The sequence below is a fragment of the Paenibacillus sp. FSL W7-1279 genome, from assembly GCF_037969845.1.
GTDB lineage: Bacteria > Bacillota > Bacilli > Paenibacillales > Paenibacillaceae > Paenibacillus_AQ.
In genome coordinates this window covers 4,297,595-4,313,806 of the sequence record NZ_CP150215.1, presented here as the reverse complement: position 1 = coordinate 4,313,806, position 16,212 = coordinate 4,297,595, and the positions used below count along the sequence as shown (strand labels likewise).

16 protein-coding genes are annotated in these 16,212 nt (G+C 46.1%); 13 read left to right on the top strand and 3 right to left on the bottom strand.

Features of this window, described 5'->3' with window-relative positions; genetic code table 11:
- Positions 1 to 285 precede the first annotated feature (285 nt).
- The 3 genes from tnpA to MKY82_RS19085 all read left to right on the top strand — a co-directional run bounded on the left by tnpA (position 286) and on the right by MKY82_RS19085 (position 4,192).
- Complete coding sequence (tnpA, locus tag MKY82_RS19095; RefSeq protein ID WP_071223663.1) at positions 286 to 774, top strand: IS200/IS605 family transposase; 489 nt, start codon at positions 286 to 288, stop codon at positions 772 to 774.
- 155 nt (positions 775 to 929) lie between these two features.
- Complete coding sequence (locus tag MKY82_RS19090) at positions 930 to 2,213, top strand: histidine--tRNA ligase (RefSeq protein ID WP_339294117.1); 1,284 nt, start codon at positions 930 to 932, stop codon at positions 2,211 to 2,213.
- 191 nt (positions 2,214 to 2,404) lie between these two features.
- Positions 2,405 to 4,192, top strand: a complete 1,788-nt coding sequence (locus MKY82_RS19085; RefSeq protein ID WP_339294116.1) for an ABC transporter substrate-binding protein — start codon at positions 2,405 to 2,407, stop codon at positions 4,190 to 4,192.
- A gap of 414 nt (positions 4,193 to 4,606) precedes the next feature.
- Here the strand turns inward: MKY82_RS19085 and MKY82_RS19080 are convergent, their stop codons facing one another.
- On the bottom strand, positions 4,607 to 5,530 hold the full coding sequence (locus tag MKY82_RS19080) for a cation diffusion facilitator family transporter (protein WP_339294115.1): 924 nt from the start codon (positions 5,528 to 5,530) through the stop codon (positions 4,607 to 4,609).
- A gap of 262 nt (positions 5,531 to 5,792) precedes the next feature.
- Here MKY82_RS19080 and MKY82_RS19075 point away from each other — a divergent pair, with 262 nt between their 5' ends.
- The 10 genes from MKY82_RS19075 to MKY82_RS19030 all read left to right on the top strand — a co-directional run bounded on the left by MKY82_RS19075 (position 5,793) and on the right by MKY82_RS19030 (position 14,316).
- Positions 5,793 to 6,896: a beta-eliminating lyase-related protein gene (locus MKY82_RS19075; RefSeq protein ID WP_194543173.1), complete on the top strand. Its 1,104-nt coding sequence runs from the start codon at positions 5,793 to 5,795 to the stop codon at positions 6,894 to 6,896.
- A gap of 396 nt (positions 6,897 to 7,292) precedes the next feature.
- On the top strand, positions 7,293 to 7,568 hold the full coding sequence (locus tag MKY82_RS19070) for a CD3324 family protein (RefSeq protein WP_071218508.1): 276 nt from the start codon (positions 7,293 to 7,295) through the stop codon (positions 7,566 to 7,568).
- A gap of 262 nt (positions 7,569 to 7,830) precedes the next feature.
- On the top strand, positions 7,831 to 8,709 hold the full coding sequence (locus MKY82_RS19065) for an aminoglycoside phosphotransferase family protein (protein ID WP_339294114.1): 879 nt from the start codon (positions 7,831 to 7,833) through the stop codon (positions 8,707 to 8,709).
- A gap of 51 nt (positions 8,710 to 8,760) precedes the next feature.
- Complete coding sequence (locus tag MKY82_RS19060) at positions 8,761 to 9,297, top strand: GrpB family protein (RefSeq protein WP_339294113.1); 537 nt, start codon at positions 8,761 to 8,763, stop codon at positions 9,295 to 9,297.
- Between the two features lie 81 nt (positions 9,298 to 9,378).
- Positions 9,379 to 9,888, top strand: a complete 510-nt coding sequence (locus MKY82_RS19055) for a GNAT family N-acetyltransferase (protein WP_339294112.1) — start codon at positions 9,379 to 9,381, stop codon at positions 9,886 to 9,888.
- Positions 9,889 to 9,943: 55 nt separating this feature from the next.
- Positions 9,944 to 10,384, top strand: coding sequence for a hypothetical protein (locus MKY82_RS19050; RefSeq protein WP_220684896.1), 441 nt, complete (start codon positions 9,944 to 9,946; stop codon positions 10,382 to 10,384).
- Positions 10,385 to 10,610: 226 nt separating this feature from the next.
- On the top strand, positions 10,611 to 10,844 hold the full coding sequence (locus MKY82_RS19045) for a hypothetical protein (RefSeq protein ID WP_194543168.1): 234 nt from the start codon (positions 10,611 to 10,613) through the stop codon (positions 10,842 to 10,844).
- A 21-nt stretch (positions 10,845 to 10,865) separates the two neighbouring features.
- The gene (locus MKY82_RS19040) at positions 10,866 to 11,240 is read left to right on the top strand and encodes a VOC family protein (protein ID WP_071218503.1); all 375 of its coding nucleotides are present in this window, start codon (positions 10,866 to 10,868) and stop codon (positions 11,238 to 11,240) included.
- 28 nt (positions 11,241 to 11,268) lie between these two features.
- The gene (locus MKY82_RS19035) at positions 11,269 to 11,883 is read left to right on the top strand and encodes a histidine phosphatase family protein (protein ID WP_194543166.1); all 615 of its coding nucleotides are present in this window, start codon (positions 11,269 to 11,271) and stop codon (positions 11,881 to 11,883) included.
- A 183-nt stretch (positions 11,884 to 12,066) separates the two neighbouring features.
- Positions 12,067 to 14,316, top strand: coding sequence for a stalk domain-containing protein (locus MKY82_RS19030; protein WP_339294111.1), 2,250 nt, complete (start codon positions 12,067 to 12,069; stop codon positions 14,314 to 14,316).
- A 292-nt stretch (positions 14,317 to 14,608) separates the two neighbouring features.
- On the opposite strand, the gene MKY82_RS19025 is transcribed toward MKY82_RS19030, so the two are convergent.
- Together MKY82_RS19025 and MKY82_RS19020 are read right to left on the bottom strand one after the other, a co-directional pair.
- Positions 14,609 to 14,779 (bottom strand): hypothetical protein, encoded by a 171-nt coding sequence (locus MKY82_RS19025; RefSeq protein WP_339294110.1) that lies wholly within the window; start codon positions 14,777 to 14,779, stop codon positions 14,609 to 14,611.
- 39 nt (positions 14,780 to 14,818) lie between these two features.
- Positions 14,819 to 15,808, bottom strand: a complete 990-nt coding sequence (locus MKY82_RS19020) for a beta-propeller fold lactonase family protein (protein WP_339294109.1) — start codon at positions 15,806 to 15,808, stop codon at positions 14,819 to 14,821.
- Positions 15,809 to 16,212: the final 404 nt, after the last annotated feature.

Sequence of the window (16,212 nt, the reverse complement as noted above, 5' to 3'; positions counted from 1 at the left end):
GGGATTATACCATGATCAACATCAAATTCAATCAACTTCATCATCACAAGCAGCGTTAGCACGCCTGTCATTCTACAGGGTGGGCTAACGCTGTTCGCGTTGGCCTCCCTGCCGCATATTCAGCGCGCGGGACCATGAGGTCCGGCGCGTTTTTTATTGTAAAAAGAAAACCATACGCTATGCGTATGGTTCAGGATAGCTTAAGCGTTGTATAAAAAAAATCCTCCGAAGTGTTAAGATAAATTCGGTTCGCCAACCAAATTTAAAACACGAGGAGGAGATCAGATGGCATCTGATGTGAACAGTTTAGCACATACAAAATGGAATTGTAAGTATCACATAGTGTTTGCACCAAAGTACAGAAGACAAGTGATCTATGGGAAATTGAAAAGAGATATAGGAAAAATACTAAGACAATTGTGTGAAAGAAAAGGTGTAGAAATTATAGAAGCAGAGGCATGTAAAGATCATATACACATGCTGGTAAGTATACCGCCGAAAATAAGTGTGTCATCATTTATAGGGTATCTAAAAGGGAAGAGTAGCTTAATGATATTTGATCGCCATGCAAATTTAAAATATAAGTATGGGAATCGAAAATTCTGGTGTAAAGGGTTTTATGTGGACACGGTAGGAAGGAACAAGAAAGTGATTGAAGAGTATATACGAAATCAGTTACAAGAAGACGTGGTTGCAGAGCAAATGACGCTGGAAGAGTATATAGATCCATTCACAGGAGAAGAAACAGGAAGCAAACGAAAGAAGAAGAACTAGAAGACCCCTTAAGGGGTAGCCGAAAAAGTAGTGCGGTTGGCGAACGATTCAATGCCCTTTAGGGCTGGCCAGTAACAAAGGCTTTCAGCCGCAGAGCAAACCACCCGTTCACACGGGTGGTTTTGATTTTCATTTAGAACGAAAGGATGATTACGATGCAGAACGTAAAAGGAACGTATGATTATTTTGGCCAAGAACAGGCGATCCGAAGAAAGGTGCAATCGACGCTGCGTGAAGTGTTTGAATGTTATGACTATGCTGAAATGGAGACAACCATTCTGAATGAATCCGAGTTATTGTCTTCCAAATACGCAGGAGGGGAAGAAATTCTGAAGGAAATGTACCAGCTGACAGATCAGGGAACGCGACGTCTGGGCCTCCGGTACGACTTGACGATTCCATTCGCCAAGGTAATCGCGCTGAATCCCGCCATCAGCCAGCCCTTCAAACGTTATGAGATGGGGAAGGTATTCCGCGATGGTCCCGTCAAACGGGGAAGAATGCGGGAGTTTCTGCAGTGCGACGTTGATGTGGTGGGGATCTCGGGACCGGAAGCGGAGGTTGAGCTAATGCAGCTTGCAGCCGAAGTGTTTCGGAGACTTGAAATCCCGATCATGCTCCGGTGGAACAACCGAAGCTTCCTTGGTGAAATTCTTGGAGCTTTGGGCGTACCGGAAGAGATGAAACCAACCGTCATGCTGACGCTGGATAAGCTCGACAAGATGGGTAAGGAGGGGGTTCGACAAGAGCTTGCGGGTAAGGAGCTCGCATCGGAGATTTGTCGTCAAATTCTTGATTTTGTTGATCTCAAGGAGCCGACATTAGCGCAAATAACAAGCACATACAACCTGGACAACGAGCGCGGAGCACGAGAAGTCCAGATCCTGCAAAATATGCTGCAGCGCGTCGGGCTGCAAAACATCTGCGTATTTGATCCGTTTCTTTCCCGAGGATTGTCCTTCTACACAGGAACCGTTTACGAAATCTTTGACGCATCTCAGGGCTTTCGTTCAAGCTTGGGTGGAGGCGGCAGGTATGACGCGATTATCGGGCAGCTCGTTGGACGCGAGGACATTGTTTATCCTACGGTGGGTCTTTCGTTCGGCATGGAATCCATCATGGAGATGATCCGAAACCGTCCGATTGAAACAAACAAGCCGCTCGTTGTGGTTATCCCTATAGGAGAAACCATACCCGAAGGATTGACGGCTGCAGCGGCACTCCGGAATCGCGGGATTCATACGCGATTGGCGGACAACCGCCGCAAATTAAAGAAAACATTAGCTTCTGTTTCAGCTGAGGGTATTCCATATGCCATCCTAATCGGCGAAGAAGAAGCGGCGGCGGGCATGGTTCGATTGAAGAATATGACCGAGGGCAAGGAGCTTGCATTGACACTGCAGAAGGCGGTTGAGCTTATCATTCAATCCTGTGAATGATGACATGAAGGAAGCAGCGCTTATCCATCATGGCGTGTAAACTCATGACTAACAACTTGTGTAGGCCGACATATGGAATGCCTTTGTTCTTTTTCGAATATAATGGTTTTCTACCGAAAAGGGACTCGCGCTCGAAACGATCTCCAAGTAGAATAAATCGTATAGATGTTACCAGGGGGGAGCGGATTGCAATGCTGTACGAACAATTCTTCATGCTGCACCAAAAGCTTGCTGTTAACGCTCCGGCCAACACGGCTACGGAAGTGACGCTTGAGCAGATCGCCGAAACGCTATATTGCACAACGCGGAATGCCAAGCTCGTTATACGCAAGCTCGAGGAGAAGGGTTGGATTATGTGGAAGGCAGGACGCGGGCGAGGAAATCGTTCCAAGCTTACCTTTCTAGCCGATCAAGCTGATCTGCTTCAGGAAGCTGCGCAGCAGCTCGCGTTAAAAGGGGAATATCGGCAGGCCTTCGAACTGCTGCGAACCTATGGTCAAGGTATTCACACCAACGATTCTTACGTGGAATGGATGAACGGGCATTTTGGCTTTAGCAAGGAGATGAGAGAAGGGGAAGCGGAAGCAAGGGATTCGCTGCGGCTTCCCGTGTACCGCTTGATTGAAACGTTGGATCCGGCCGAATGCTACTACAGTTTTCAAGCGCATATGATCCAGCAGATATTTGACCGGCTGGTGATATACGATAATGCCAACGATCAATATCTTCCCGTTATCGCGCATTATTGGAACAGCAATGAGGATGGAACGGTCTGGACTTTTCACCTGCGTAAAGGAATCCGGTTCCATGACGGTAGAGAGTTATCGGCGGAGGACGTGAAATTCACGGTAGAACGCCTGGGACGGGATAAACGAAATGCTTGGATCGTGCGTGAACTGCAGCGAGTAGAGGCGGTATCGCCTCGGGAGGTTCGTTTTATTCTTAACAAGCCGAATCGAATTTTTATCCGGTTTGTTAGCTCCATTTGCATGTCCATCGTGCCCAAACATTTGGTGAGTCTTAATGAAGAACAGTTCTGGAAGCTTCCTGTCGGAACGGGCCCTTTTCAGGTGGAAGAATGGACCGATGAACGGCTGACCATACGTGCGAATCCCCATTATTATCAGGGACGGCCGCATTTGGACAACATCCACATTATCATGATGCCCGAAGATGCGGAGCACTGCGAGGTCAGCTGGGAGCGGCTGCTGCAAAATCCGGAGCGTATCGAGCATAAAGGCGAGAAGCATGCTGTGGATATCATAGAATCTTCCGAAGGCTGTACGACTTTGATTACGTGGAATATGAAGAAGCCGGGGCCCTATCAGTCCATCGAATTTCGCCGGGCATTCAGCTTGATTCTGAACCGTGCCGAGATGATACGCGAACTTGGCGGCAACCGGCTATACCCGGCCAAAGGATTCATCATGGATGAGCAAGCGCCTTACCGTAAAGACCGACATGATCCCGAGCTCGCAAAGTCACTGCTGAAACAGTCGGGTTATGACGGCTCTCCCATTACCATGGCTACGCTCGCAAATCATATCAAAGACGCCGAATGGGTTCAGAAGCAGTGCGCTTCCATCGGGATACCATTGATCATCCGGGAGGAGAGGATGGATACCATACACCAATCGGATGTGATGAACACCATGGATTGTGTCTTGCACGGCCTTGTTCTTCCAGGTGAAGAAGTATGTTTAATCGAGAATTACGAGCAGAAGGGAAGCGTGGTTAAAGAGTTCATGGATCCATCGCTGCATCATTGGGTGAAGGATTGCGTGGATGATGCGCTTGCCAGCGAGTGGTATGAGGAGCGTTTGAGTTTGTTGTCCCATATTGAAGAGAGGCTTCGGGAGGAAGCGCATGTATCATTCTTGGTTCATACGAGATTTTACGCAAGCTTGGATCCTTCTTATAAAGGGGTTGTCATCAATAATCTGGGATGGCTGGATTTCAAGCAGATTTGGCGTGTATGATTTCTTCTCATAAAAAGAGCAAGCGCGAACAACCGCGCTTGCTCTTTATTTCTTATAAGGATTTTGTGCGGCTTCTTCGGGATCTCCGCTTTCGAAAGAAGCCATAAAGTTTATCGATAATTCGAGTATTGTTTGAGGTATGCTGCGATTCACATGCGATCTCGTCATGAATAATGAATCTTCCTTGACGATCAAGTTCGTCCCATTTTGCTTGCTGGTATTCGTTCAGTTTTTCCAGTGTATAAAAATCGTTGCTCATGTTAACCTCCCTATCAGACATTCGGAGTTTGCTGTAACGCCGGTAGAATGTCTTGATACTCTCATTATGGAGGTCAACCGAGCTTGTAAAAAGTGTAAACCTCGGCAGCTTTTTTTCCCCTTTTCATGAACTAAAGGACTACCGCAGAGAAGAGATTAGACTTTATTATCACGATGCGTGATAGTGGAGTTCTCAATCTGGATCGTTGAATGCTCGATGTGGAATCGGCTGTCCAGAAGATCGATCGCTTGTTGCAGAATCTCATAACTGCTCGCTTCATCCTCGGCGACGAGATGGCAGCTTAAGGAATCGAAATTGGACGTAATCGTCCAAATATGAAGATCATGGATGCCGGTGACCCCAGGTATAGACAGCAGGGATTTCTTTACCTCTTCAGGGTTTATCGCTGCCGGTGCTCCCTCCATCAGAATATGAACGGTATTCTGTATGATTCTCCAAGCGCTCTTCAGAATCAAGATCGACACAAGGATGGATATGATAGGATCCGCAATATACCATCCGAAGGCCATCATCACGATCCCGGCGATGATGGCTCCTACCGAGCCGAGCGCATCGCCGATAACGTGGAGGTATGCGCTGCGGAGATTCACATTGTTCTTTACATCTCCCGTTCGCATCAAGAACCAGGCACTGAGAAGGTTAGCCAACAAGCCGATGGCTGCAATGAGCATCATGCTTCCGCTGGCGACGGTTGGCGGGTCGTCAAAGCGCTGAATCGCTTCCCATACGATAAAGCCGGCGATGACAAACAAGGCGACGCCATTTAGTAGTGCTGCCAATATTTCAAAACGGTAAAAGCCATAGGTTTTATTCGGCGATGAGGGCTTTGTGGCAAACCATAATGCGATCAGACTGAGCAGCAAAGCGCTGGCATCACTTAACATATGCCCGGAATCGGATAACAGAGCCAGACTGTTGGTCAGCAAGCCCCCTATAAACTCTAGAATCATGATGCCAAGTGTGATGATGAGGGCAATGGCAAGTCCTTTTTTGTTTCCTGAGCGGGCATGATCATGGTGGCTGTGGTCATGCCCATGATGGTGGTTATGATGATGCATAATCGAAAACTCCCTTCGAATCCAACTGTGGAATAAATCAATAATCATGGAACCATTTGCGTTATTTATAATATGAACATATGCTCATATACAATGTAATCCTTCGGTTTACTTTTGTCAAGTTTTTCCGAAGGTATTACGAAAGCGAATATGATTTTCCACTTATTCATTTATCTAGTATGCTTGATAAGCGAAGAAATTAAATTTTTACGTCTGATGATGAGTTCTTATTATCGGTTAAAGAGAAGGAGTGATATGCGACATGGGAGAACAACGTAAATCGATTAGCGAAGCTTATAGCGAAACAGCCTATCCATTGATTGGACATAGCCGCAGGAATCTCGAGGTGCTGCTGGAGGCATTTCGGGATGTGGATGGGTCGCAGATGGGGGATACATACGGCAAAGGTGCCATCATTGAGGAGTTTCAGGCGCGCATGGCAGACGTTCTGGGCAAGGAATCGGCTGTCTTTTTTCCGAGCGGAACCATGGCGCAGCAGATTGCTTTGCGGATCTGGTGCGATGATGCTGGGCTGAAACAAGTGGCTTATCATCCCCTCTGTCATCTGGAGATTCACGAAGAGGACGGGCTTAAGGAGCTGCATCATATCGAACCGATTCTTCTTGCTGATAAAGAGCGTTTGATTACGCTTGAAGACGTGCAGAATCTGAATCGCGAAATTGCATGTTTGCTGCTGGAGCTGCCGCAGCGTGAAATCGGAGGGCAGCTGCCCGAATACGAAGAGTTGGAGGCCATATCGGCGTATTGTCGTTCTCAAGGCATAAAGCTGCATCTGGACGGGGCAAGATTGTTCGAGATCACTCCGTATTATCAAAAAACGGCGGCCGAAATCTGTGCTCTATTTGACAGTGTATATGTGTCCTTCTATAAAGGTATAGGCGGGATTGCCGGCGCTATTCTGGCTGGCGGCACCGACTTTGTGGAGAAATCCAAAGTATGGAAAAGGCGTCATGGCGGGGATCTGGTCAGTCTTTACCCGTATATCATCAGTTCAAGTTATTATTACAAGGAAAGAATAGGTAATATGGGCCGGTATTACGAGGAAGCTAAAGAGCTCGCAGCGCTGTTTAATCAGTGCAAGGGCGTGAATACGAAGCCTGCCGTGCCCGTATCGAATATGTTTCATGTACATTTTGAATGGGACAAAGAACAGCTTGAACCGATTCTTATTGAGGTTTACCGCGCGACGGGCGTCGGATTGATCAGTTATCTAAACGAAGCAGGGGGAAGCCAATGTTATACGGAAGTTCACATTGGGGAGCGGTACAGCAAGACGCCAAGAGAAAGCATTCAGCAAGCTTTTCAATTGTTGAATGAGAAATTGCGGGAAGCTGCGAGCGCATGACAAAAGGACCTGAATCAGGTCCTTTTTCATTTGTCTATATTCAACCAATCGGCCCCACGGAAACAGGCTCCTCATTAACTGGTTTATGGGAAAAGTATACCATGTGGAGTGAGTCCTATCCGGATTGATGGTTAAAAAGGGGAACAAATTTGTTAGAATAACAAGTAGAACCGAGTAAACTTTGAAATATCCAATCTGGCGAGGTGAAAATCATGATGGCTCACGTTAGAAGCACAACCGTTCAAGTCGTTAAATCAGGCTCCGGGCAAAGTCGCACGGAAATATCGGGCAGATAATTTGTTCGGAGCCTTCTTCAACATGAATTAGAACCGCAATATTTCATGTGCCGGCTTTGCTCACTATTTACACGATTTTATGTAGATAGGAGCAGAGAAAATGAAATACGAGAAAGCACTTGATATTTTACCTGAACATGTAGTCAAAACCATTCAACAATATATTGATGGAAGTTATATTTATATTCCGAGAAAGTCGGAGAACCGGAAGTCCTGGGGTGAACAAACCGGGGTCAAGAAGGACCTGGATATTCGGAATCGGAGCATTCTCAAAAGTTATTTGCATGGCGACTCCATCCGTACATTGTCAGAACGATATTATTTAACGGAGCAATCGATCCGTAGAATTATTCGGGCAGAACGAATGAAAGAATAGGCGAGATCGGATATCCTTTTCGTGAAACCGTTATATAGCATTGTTATCATCAGGAAAGAGCGGCCAGGACACGTGTCCTGGCCCTTTCAATTAAGGAGAATTACCTGTCAGAAATTTGGGAACGAACTTCTGATATTTTGTAGCTTGTCATGCAGAAAATTTCCAACGAAGTCGCCAATATTGCTCCGTCATGATTTACCAGGTTAAGGAAAAGCATTAAAATAGAGGTTAACGACATTCGCAAGTAGAAGGAGTTTATGCAATGAACCCGATACCGTCATATACCCAGCGCATCCAAGAAGTTTATCCGCACCTGGATCTTCAAGACGTTGAGATGAACAACATAGGTCAGAACAACGATGTGTTGATTGTGAATCAGACGCTGGTCTTCAGATTTCCTAAGTATGCAGAAAGTCTCCAAGCGATGATCAGAGAAACTCAATTACTGAATAGGATCAAGAACAAGGTAACGCTGCTTATACCGAATCCGATGTATGTTTCATTTGACGATCTGCAGGTGGGTAAAATGTTCATGGGCTATCCGTTAATCGAGGGTCAGCCGTTATGGTCAGAAGATCTGCTTTCACACAGGAATTCGGACATCGAGGATAGGGTAGCAGAACAGATGGTCGAATTTCTCGTTCAGCTTCATACTGTGGAGATCAATGAATGGATCGCTGACGATAGAAATGTTGTAAATGTCCACGAAGAGATATCCGGATTGTACACACAAATTCAAGACCAGTTGTTTCGTTTCATCAGGCCCGATGCACAAGAGGAAATCTCAAGCAACTTCACAAGATTTCTGAACAACCCTGCGAATCGTGACATTCGTCCAACCTGCATTCACGGTGATTTTGGCACGTCCAACATACTTTGGAGTCCGGAGAAAGGTCGAATGACGGGCATCATTGATTTTGGGGGTTCAGGGATTGGAGACCCGGCATATGATTTAGCGGGAATCCTAGCGGGGTATGGTCAAGAGTTTTTCGAAAAGTGTATCGCCATGTATCCGAATGGAGACCCCATCGCGGAGCGCGTTCATTTTTATAGAAGCACGTTTGCCTTGCAAGAGGCGCTGCATGGAGTCATTCATCAAGACGCTGAGGCGTTTGAGGCAGGCATACGAGATTTTAGATGAAACATAATCATGGATTTTTACATGATATAATCTGCTGGAGGAGCCGCATAAATGACACCTAAACCCGTCATCATCGAGGAATATAATCCCGAATGGCCAAAAATGTTTCAGGAGATTCAATCCATATTGGCACTTACTCTTGGTGCTGATGCGCTGAGTATCGAGCATGTGGGAAGCACCTCCGTACCAAAGCTTGCCGCGAAGCCAATATTGGATATCGATGTTGTGATCGAATCCATGAAATCGCTTCCGGCGGTCATTGCGAAATTAGAAACCCTTGGCTATAGCCATCAGGGGGATTTAGGGGTCGAGGGCAGGGAAGCTTTTGATAGGAAAGATGAGTATGTTCCCTACAGCGAGGAGATTAGTTTGAGAATGACCCAGCATTTATATGTCTGCCATCGGGACAACCAAGAACTATACAGGCATATTACTTTTCGGGATGCTCTCATCAATAACCCGGAGCTTGTCAAAGAATACGCCTCATTAAAGAAAGAACTAGCCATAACTTTTCGTAATGATCGAAAAGCCTATTCGGAAGGCAAATCCGACTTTATCCAGCGGGTATTGAAGCAGGTCGCACGCTAAAATGTTGAAAGAAATCCAACGTAACATCTTATATCTTGAGCTGAATCCTACCAACAAAATACATAACAGCGAGGTAAACCAATGAACGTTACATTAATGGTGTTAGATAACACGGAGCTTAAAAGCATCTGGAAGGAAGCGTTTCAGCAGCAAAATATAATGCGCCCGGATGAGTATTACGATTTATGCGAATATGAGAACCAAATCGGCAAGCGTGTCACCTTGTTGGCTTTTGTTCATGAGGAGCTGACCGGTGTTTCCCACTTGAAATACGAATCGAGTTATCCCTATTTTCGAGAGCAGAGCATTCCGGAAATCAATGATCTGAATGTGTTCCCGGAGTACCGGAGAAACGGCATAGCTAACAGCATCATGGAAGAATTCGAGAACATCGTCCGCAAAAAAATGCCGCGTATCGGTATCGGAGTTGGATTGTACAGGGACTACGGTGCGGCTCAAAGAATATATGTCCGGCGCGGCTATATTCCGGACGGCAACGGAATTATGTACAACAACGAATCTGTGGTGCCCGGTGACATGGTATGTGCGGATGACGATCTGAACCTGTATCTGATTAAAGAGCTGGTTTAATAAATCGTTCTGCTAATCATCGGCTTCAGCTATATAAGTTTCAGGAGAGTGAAACATGAGCTTCGTCATTCGATTAAATATGTCGAGTTTTTTGTATGCCTGGTTCCCTTTTGTCGGGATTGAGCTCATGGCCAACGTTTACCGAATCAGTCGAGTGACAGGCTGGGGGCTGGATCACGTGAATATTGTGATTTTGGTTTTCTTCTTTGTTGGCCTGCTTCTATCGGGTTTCGGATTTCCGAAGCTGATCAGGCATTGGTTAGGTGGCCGTAAAGCGTCTTTCTTTTCGCTAATTTTGTGGATCCCCTATTTCATTATATTGACCTATATTGTGGCTGCATGGTTTCCGATCACCCATCCGGCAGACAAACCGAATCCTGTAACAGGACTCATGGCCATCGTTGCTTTGGCGTTGTACCCACTCTACCTGGCTATCCTTCATCTGTTTGGAACGGCTCCGATTACCGAGAGGATGAAGGAAGATCGGATGACTTGAGCTTCATGTATAACATGGTGAAGGTATCAGGTTCAGAAAGGAGCGGACTATGATTATCGGTGTTCTTATCGTGTTGCTTATTATTGAACTCATTGTGATTGAGGTTAGACTCAAAAAGAAACTGGACAATGACGAGAGAATCATTGAGAGACTCGACATGATGATCAAAGATATACGGGAAATTAAGAATAAGCAATAGAGTTACTATCCTCAGGAGGTAGTAAAAATGGGCAATGTGGATAAACGCAATCGACTGGATGAAGAAGTGTTTACTTATTCGGTTACCAAAGATCATAAAGTATTCATTTATTGGATGGGGAAACAAGTCAAGATCCTGTCGGGTAAAGAAAGTGATAAATTTCTGTCCAGGGTAACCGGGGCAGACTTCAAAGAAGCCCAACTGATGATGGCTAAAGTGACCGGTAATTTTAAGCGTGGCAATGAGAAGGATCATAAATAAGCTTATACAGGAGAAAGAGCGATGAATAAAGGGTTTTCGCATTGTTTGCAGATTTTCCCGACCTCTAACTTCGAGAAAACCAGCGAGTTTTATGAGCGAATCGGGTTCCGTGCCGTGAACTATTTTGATGCAGCAGAACCGCATGTATGCCTCTACAAGGACTCTGTTGAGATTGTATTAACGAAGACGGAGATTGAGGTTGTTCCGAATCGAATCCGTTACGGATATGGGTACGATGCTTATTTTATTACTTACGGACAACGGGAAATCCAGCAAGAACTTATCGATTTGGGCGTGAAGATTGTCAGGGCTTTATCGACAACGGATTATAACAATCATGAGTTTGTGTTTGAGGATGTGGACGGGCGATGGATCGCGATTGGTAATAAGTTATAGAGAGTATAGGAGAACAGGGGGATGTGACATGGTTGAAATTCTGGTCGTCAGACATGGACAATCGGAAGCGGATATTATGAATCGATGTGAAGGACGGGCTGACTTTGCACTGACGGATCTTGGCCAGCAGCAGGCACGGCTCCTGGCAGAGTGGATTCATCGTGAATATACTTTGGATGCCATATTCTCCAGTACGTTAAACCGGGCCAAGCAGACCGCGGCAGCCATTGCTGAAACGACAAAAGTCCCCGTTACCTATGATGATGATTTAATGGAGCAAAATAATGGGGTCATCGCCGGTATGCTAAGAGAAGAGGCTTTACTTAAATATCCCCTGCCTGATGGAGGAAGAAAACGGCACGATGCAATCGAAGGCGGAGAATCTGAAGTACAGTTCAGAGCAAGAGCCGAACAATTCATATCCAAGCTGTTTACTACAATTCATAGCGAGCCTGATCTGAAAAGGGTTTGTATTGTCTCCCACGGAGGGATGATCACGATGTTATTCCGAAGTTTTTTGAATCTTCCTTATCATACGGATATTCATATTCCGACAGGCGATACAGGCGTTCATCTATGGAGATATGATCGGAGCGGGAAAAAGATAATCGCGGCTACGAATTTGCAGGGGCATCTATCCTGAAATATTATGCAACATCATAATCCCGCAATAGCCATCGTGCTGTTGAGGGATTTTTCATAGGTTTTACATTAATCTATTTTATCGTAAATATTATTAACAGATCAGAGAAACTTTTTTACCAAAATTTGCGTCTAATAGTATGACCTAAATAAATATCAAAAAAGGATTAGAAGGAGTTATGGAATGAAACTGAAGAAACGATCATTGCTAACCGTATTGGCTGTTGCCCAATTAGCGGCAGTTTATCCGGCGAGCGCGGATGCAAATACCGCAGACAAACCACAACAGTCAGTCACCCAAGAAGTGTACGAGCAAAACGCTGCGGCAACCAAAGCAGTAACATCTGGGGGTACAGACGCTGCTCAAGAAACAACAGAGATAACAGAGACAACAGAAACAACAGAAACAACGGAAACAACTACTACGACAGAGACAGAAGGCTCTCAAGAGCCTAATGAAACAGGAACAACCGAAGGACCGGTAGAGGAAACCGGCGAAGTGCAAGATCCGGAAACAACTACGGGAGAGCAGGGCAACCAGAATAACCAGCAAACCGTGACGGGGAAAGAACTTATTTTATATTTCAATAGTACAAAAATGGTACAAGACGGCGTTACCTACAATGCACCGCAGCCGATGCAAGTCAAAAAGGGAGTATCCTATGTTCCCATTCGTGCCCTTGTGGACCGTGTAGGCTTCAAGGTCACTTACGATAAGAAGACCAAAGAAACCGTTATAACCAAAGGAACCAATGAGCTTCGCTTCAAAACAGACAGCAGCAAGTATACCGTGAATGGCGTAACCAAAGAGATGAAAGGAACCTCCTACCAGACGAAAAGCACCTTCATGGTTCCGCTGACAGCTATAACCCAAGCGCTTGATATTCAATATAAAGTGGATAATGTAGGCAAACGTGTCATTATGAATCTGGAAACCAAGCCAGTAGCCAAGTTTACGGTGGGGCCTAAGGAGATTTATGCAGGACAAACCACGGTGACCTATACACCGCAGCTGGAGAATGTACAAGGTGAAATCATCAATGAACGCTGGGAAGGCAAACAGGATATCTTCGATGCACCAGGCGAATACATAGTCACTTACTCGGTTCAAGATTCTACAGGGGCGTGGAGCGAGCCTTATAGCCAAACGATTACGGTCATTCAGCCGAATCTTCCGCCTGTTGCCATGTTCGAGACCGATAAGTCCGAGTATAAAATGGGTGAGTTGATTACCTATACGAATCAAACTACAGATGACCAGGACAAGCCTGAGGATCTGACGTACAAGTGGGAGAATAAACAGTATGCATTCTTCACACCGGGCGTTTATACGATCAAGTTAACGGCCACGGACAAGAAGGGACTTAGCTCTACCTACGAGACGACGATTAACGTGACGAACGAGACCTTATATCAAGAAGAGGATTTCAATATGCTCTTTATCCCGGAAGGGGAAAAATTCACGTTCCTCGGCAATGTGACTTCGCGTCCGAAGATTAATTACGATTTTTACGATGAGCCAAGCACGTTGATTCGCAGTAACAGCCCGGAAACCGTCAACAGCGAAGGTATTGTGTACCAAGAGACGGCGGTTGGCGATATGCGCTTTATGATTCACCATGTGAACAATTTGAATAAAAATGTGAAAATGTACGTTATTGCAACGAACAAAAACAGCACTCCGGTAACGCTTAGACAAGATTACTTGGGATTTGCTGGTCCATCGCCGATCGCTACGGCAGCAGGCAAGAAGTCTGTGCTGAACTACTTCCAATCGATGCAGGACGATTCGAAGCGGGCTTCAGTGACGCTTGCACCAGGCGAACAGAAACTGGTTATGACGGAACTGAGCGATGTGAGAATGAAGCAAGGACATGTCATTTCCCTATACTCGGATATGTACAGCGACCTGCCAATTCAGTTCGATGTCGTGATGATTGATGAGAAATCGGATCCATTGAAGGTTTTAAGCACGCTGCCCATCCTGAATCGCGATGGGGTTCACAACCGTGGAACCTATCCGGATTCAACACGAGTCATCCATTATTCCGAACTGGTGGGTGCAAATTCCGAGCGTCTCGTACTTGGAGACAATCAGGATGACCCTAACCTGGAAGGTATGGACCCTATGGTTGGGGACATTACGCACAACACGGGTAACTTTGGTGTTCTGTATAAAATAACATTGGATCGCGTAGCGCCGGATACTCTGATCTCGTTTAACCCGCGGGGCGGTAAGTACTCGGGGTATGCTATGGTAAATGGAACGATTGTACCGATCTATTCCCTTGGACAGGTAGCTCCTGGCGAGCAAGCGGTTCTCTATCGTACAGGCGATTACGAACAAAAGGTTGAAATCATGCTGACGGCTGCGCCAGGGAGCAATTTGCCAGTAAACCTGCTGTTTACCCAAATGCCTGAAGCACATCATTAAGAACTGATTACAATTAGGCTTCACGACTTGAGCATCCGCTTGAGGAGTGAAGCCTTTATTGTTGTTAGGAGAATAACAAGAGGTAAGGCGCGTGGTGTGAATGCATGGTCTTGATCGTTTCCTTCTGCTGGGCACTGTGTCTTCTTTTTCCTGAGTGGGACGTTTAGGTGTATTTCCTCATATGGAGCCTCCGATTTAATTGGAGGACGAGGAAATCGTGCGCTAGTGCCCAGCTAATGTTACATATTACAACCTGTTTTCAATCATCGTACGGGAAGCGGGAATCACTGTATTACTCATGCTCTTTAATGGGTGGACGATCGACCCCCTTTAGTAATTTATCTTTAGTCATTTGGACGATGTGGATTGGAATACGATATTTCTCCGCAAGCTGAATGCTTGTGATGTCCGGATGCTCATTCAGTTCTTTTTGAATCCAAGCACGGATATCATTTTTTCGCATATTGCACCTTCTCTCATCGAATTGATTTCTATGAACCATCTAGATCGTTATAGGCGTTATGCCAATCCCTGTGTATCCCGTATTGGTTAATGGTATTGAGGTAACCGTGTTGGATGATGTATTAATGATTGAAATCTCGGGAATCTGAAAATTAGTTATATACGCACGGGTGCCATCTGGGGTAATCGCAATGCCGCTCGGACCTAGACCAACGGTGATCGTTGGAGCAATAACCGTGTTGGCGGCAATGTGAATGATGGACACCGTATTAGAGCCGGCGTTCGTGACATAGGCCCGAGATCCATCAGGGGTAATCGCGATTCCGGTAGGGTTAATTCCAACAGGGATGGTCGCAATGACCAGGTTGGAGGCGGTATCGATGACGGAGACGGAGGCGCTTGAGAAATTGGTGACATACACTCGCGTACTATCCGGAGTAATCGCCACCTCCCCAGGGGACAAACCAACCGGTATAGGCAACCCGAGCACCGTATTCGAAGCGGTGTCGATAACCGAGACGGTTCCATCCGTTGAGTTGGCGACATAGACTCGCAAGCCGTTCGGCGTAATGGCAATTCCGTTAGGACCGGCCCCTACGGGTATTGGAGCTCCAATGACCGTATTTATGGTCGTTTCGATGACAGAGACCGTACTGTCAACAAAATTCGTGACGTATACCCGCGAACCATCCGGCGTGATGGCATTTCGATTGGCACCATCTCCAACGGGAATCGGAAGACCGATGATGGTGTTGGAGGCGGTATCAATCACTTGGACATTATCATCGTTAAAATTAGTTACATAGGCACGAGTTCCGTCAGGGGTGAAGACAATATCGTTTGGACTATCTCCGACTGGTATGAAGCCCATTATGGTATTTGTAGCCGTATTAATGACGGTGATGACATCGTTGAAAGCAAATAAAGCATAAGCGAAGGGACCGTGGTCCACGGAATTGATAGAGCATACCGGAATGATTCGCGTTCCGAATACGCCGGTAAGAATAACCGTTCCTTCTCCGGTTCGCAAAATCCGACCCTCGATACTATCGGTGAAGCCCGAAGTCGAAACCGAAATGTATTGATTGTCTAATTGCAGTAAAGTATCTCTCAATTCTTCAAAGCAGGGTTCATTGGGGCTTTCACCCGCAGGACCTTGAGGACCCTGGGCACCTTGAGGGCCTGGTACTCCCTGAGCGCCTTGAGGGCCTGGTACTCCCTGAGCACCTTGAGGACCTGGTGGTCCAGGCGGACCTGGAATACCCTGAGATCCAGGTAATCCTGTAGTACCCTGTGGACCTTGTATGCCTGCGGTTCCGTTTATGATCGTAGGTGGAGGACATTTTACCCGGATCACTTTCCTTCTGATAATAATACATCGACGTTTTTTCTTTTTCGGTTTACGTATGAGAATCATTTTTTTCTTCCGACAGC

Coding starts and splice junctions, on each gene's coding strand:
- tnpA (WP_071223663.1), top strand. CDS start 286: ATGGCATCTGATGTGAACAGTTTAGCACATACAAAATGGAATTGTAAG.
- MKY82_RS19090 (WP_339294117.1), top strand. CDS start 930: ATGCAGAACGTAAAAGGAACGTATGATTATTTTGGCCAAGAACAGGCG.
- MKY82_RS19085 (WP_339294116.1), top strand. CDS start 2,405: ATGCTGTACGAACAATTCTTCATGCTGCACCAAAAGCTTGCTGTTAAC.
- MKY82_RS19080 (WP_339294115.1), bottom strand. CDS start 5,530: ATGCATCATCATAACCACCATCATGGGCATGACCACAGCCACCATGAT.
- MKY82_RS19075 (WP_194543173.1), top strand. CDS start 5,793: ATGGGAGAACAACGTAAATCGATTAGCGAAGCTTATAGCGAAACAGCC.
- MKY82_RS19070 (WP_071218508.1), top strand. CDS start 7,293: ATGAAATACGAGAAAGCACTTGATATTTTACCTGAACATGTAGTCAAA.
- MKY82_RS19065 (WP_339294114.1), top strand. CDS start 7,831: ATGAACCCGATACCGTCATATACCCAGCGCATCCAAGAAGTTTATCCG.
- MKY82_RS19060 (WP_339294113.1), top strand. CDS start 8,761: ATGACACCTAAACCCGTCATCATCGAGGAATATAATCCCGAATGGCCA.
- MKY82_RS19055 (WP_339294112.1), top strand. CDS start 9,379: ATGAACGTTACATTAATGGTGTTAGATAACACGGAGCTTAAAAGCATC.
- MKY82_RS19050 (WP_220684896.1), top strand. CDS start 9,944: ATGAGCTTCGTCATTCGATTAAATATGTCGAGTTTTTTGTATGCCTGG.
- MKY82_RS19045 (WP_194543168.1), top strand. CDS start 10,611: ATGGGCAATGTGGATAAACGCAATCGACTGGATGAAGAAGTGTTTACT.
- MKY82_RS19040 (WP_071218503.1), top strand. CDS start 10,866: ATGAATAAAGGGTTTTCGCATTGTTTGCAGATTTTCCCGACCTCTAAC.
- MKY82_RS19035 (WP_194543166.1), top strand. CDS start 11,269: ATGGTTGAAATTCTGGTCGTCAGACATGGACAATCGGAAGCGGATATT.
- MKY82_RS19030 (WP_339294111.1), top strand. CDS start 12,067: ATGAAACTGAAGAAACGATCATTGCTAACCGTATTGGCTGTTGCCCAA.
- MKY82_RS19025 (WP_339294110.1), bottom strand. CDS start 14,779: ATGCGAAAAAATGATATCCGTGCTTGGATTCAAAAAGAACTGAATGAG.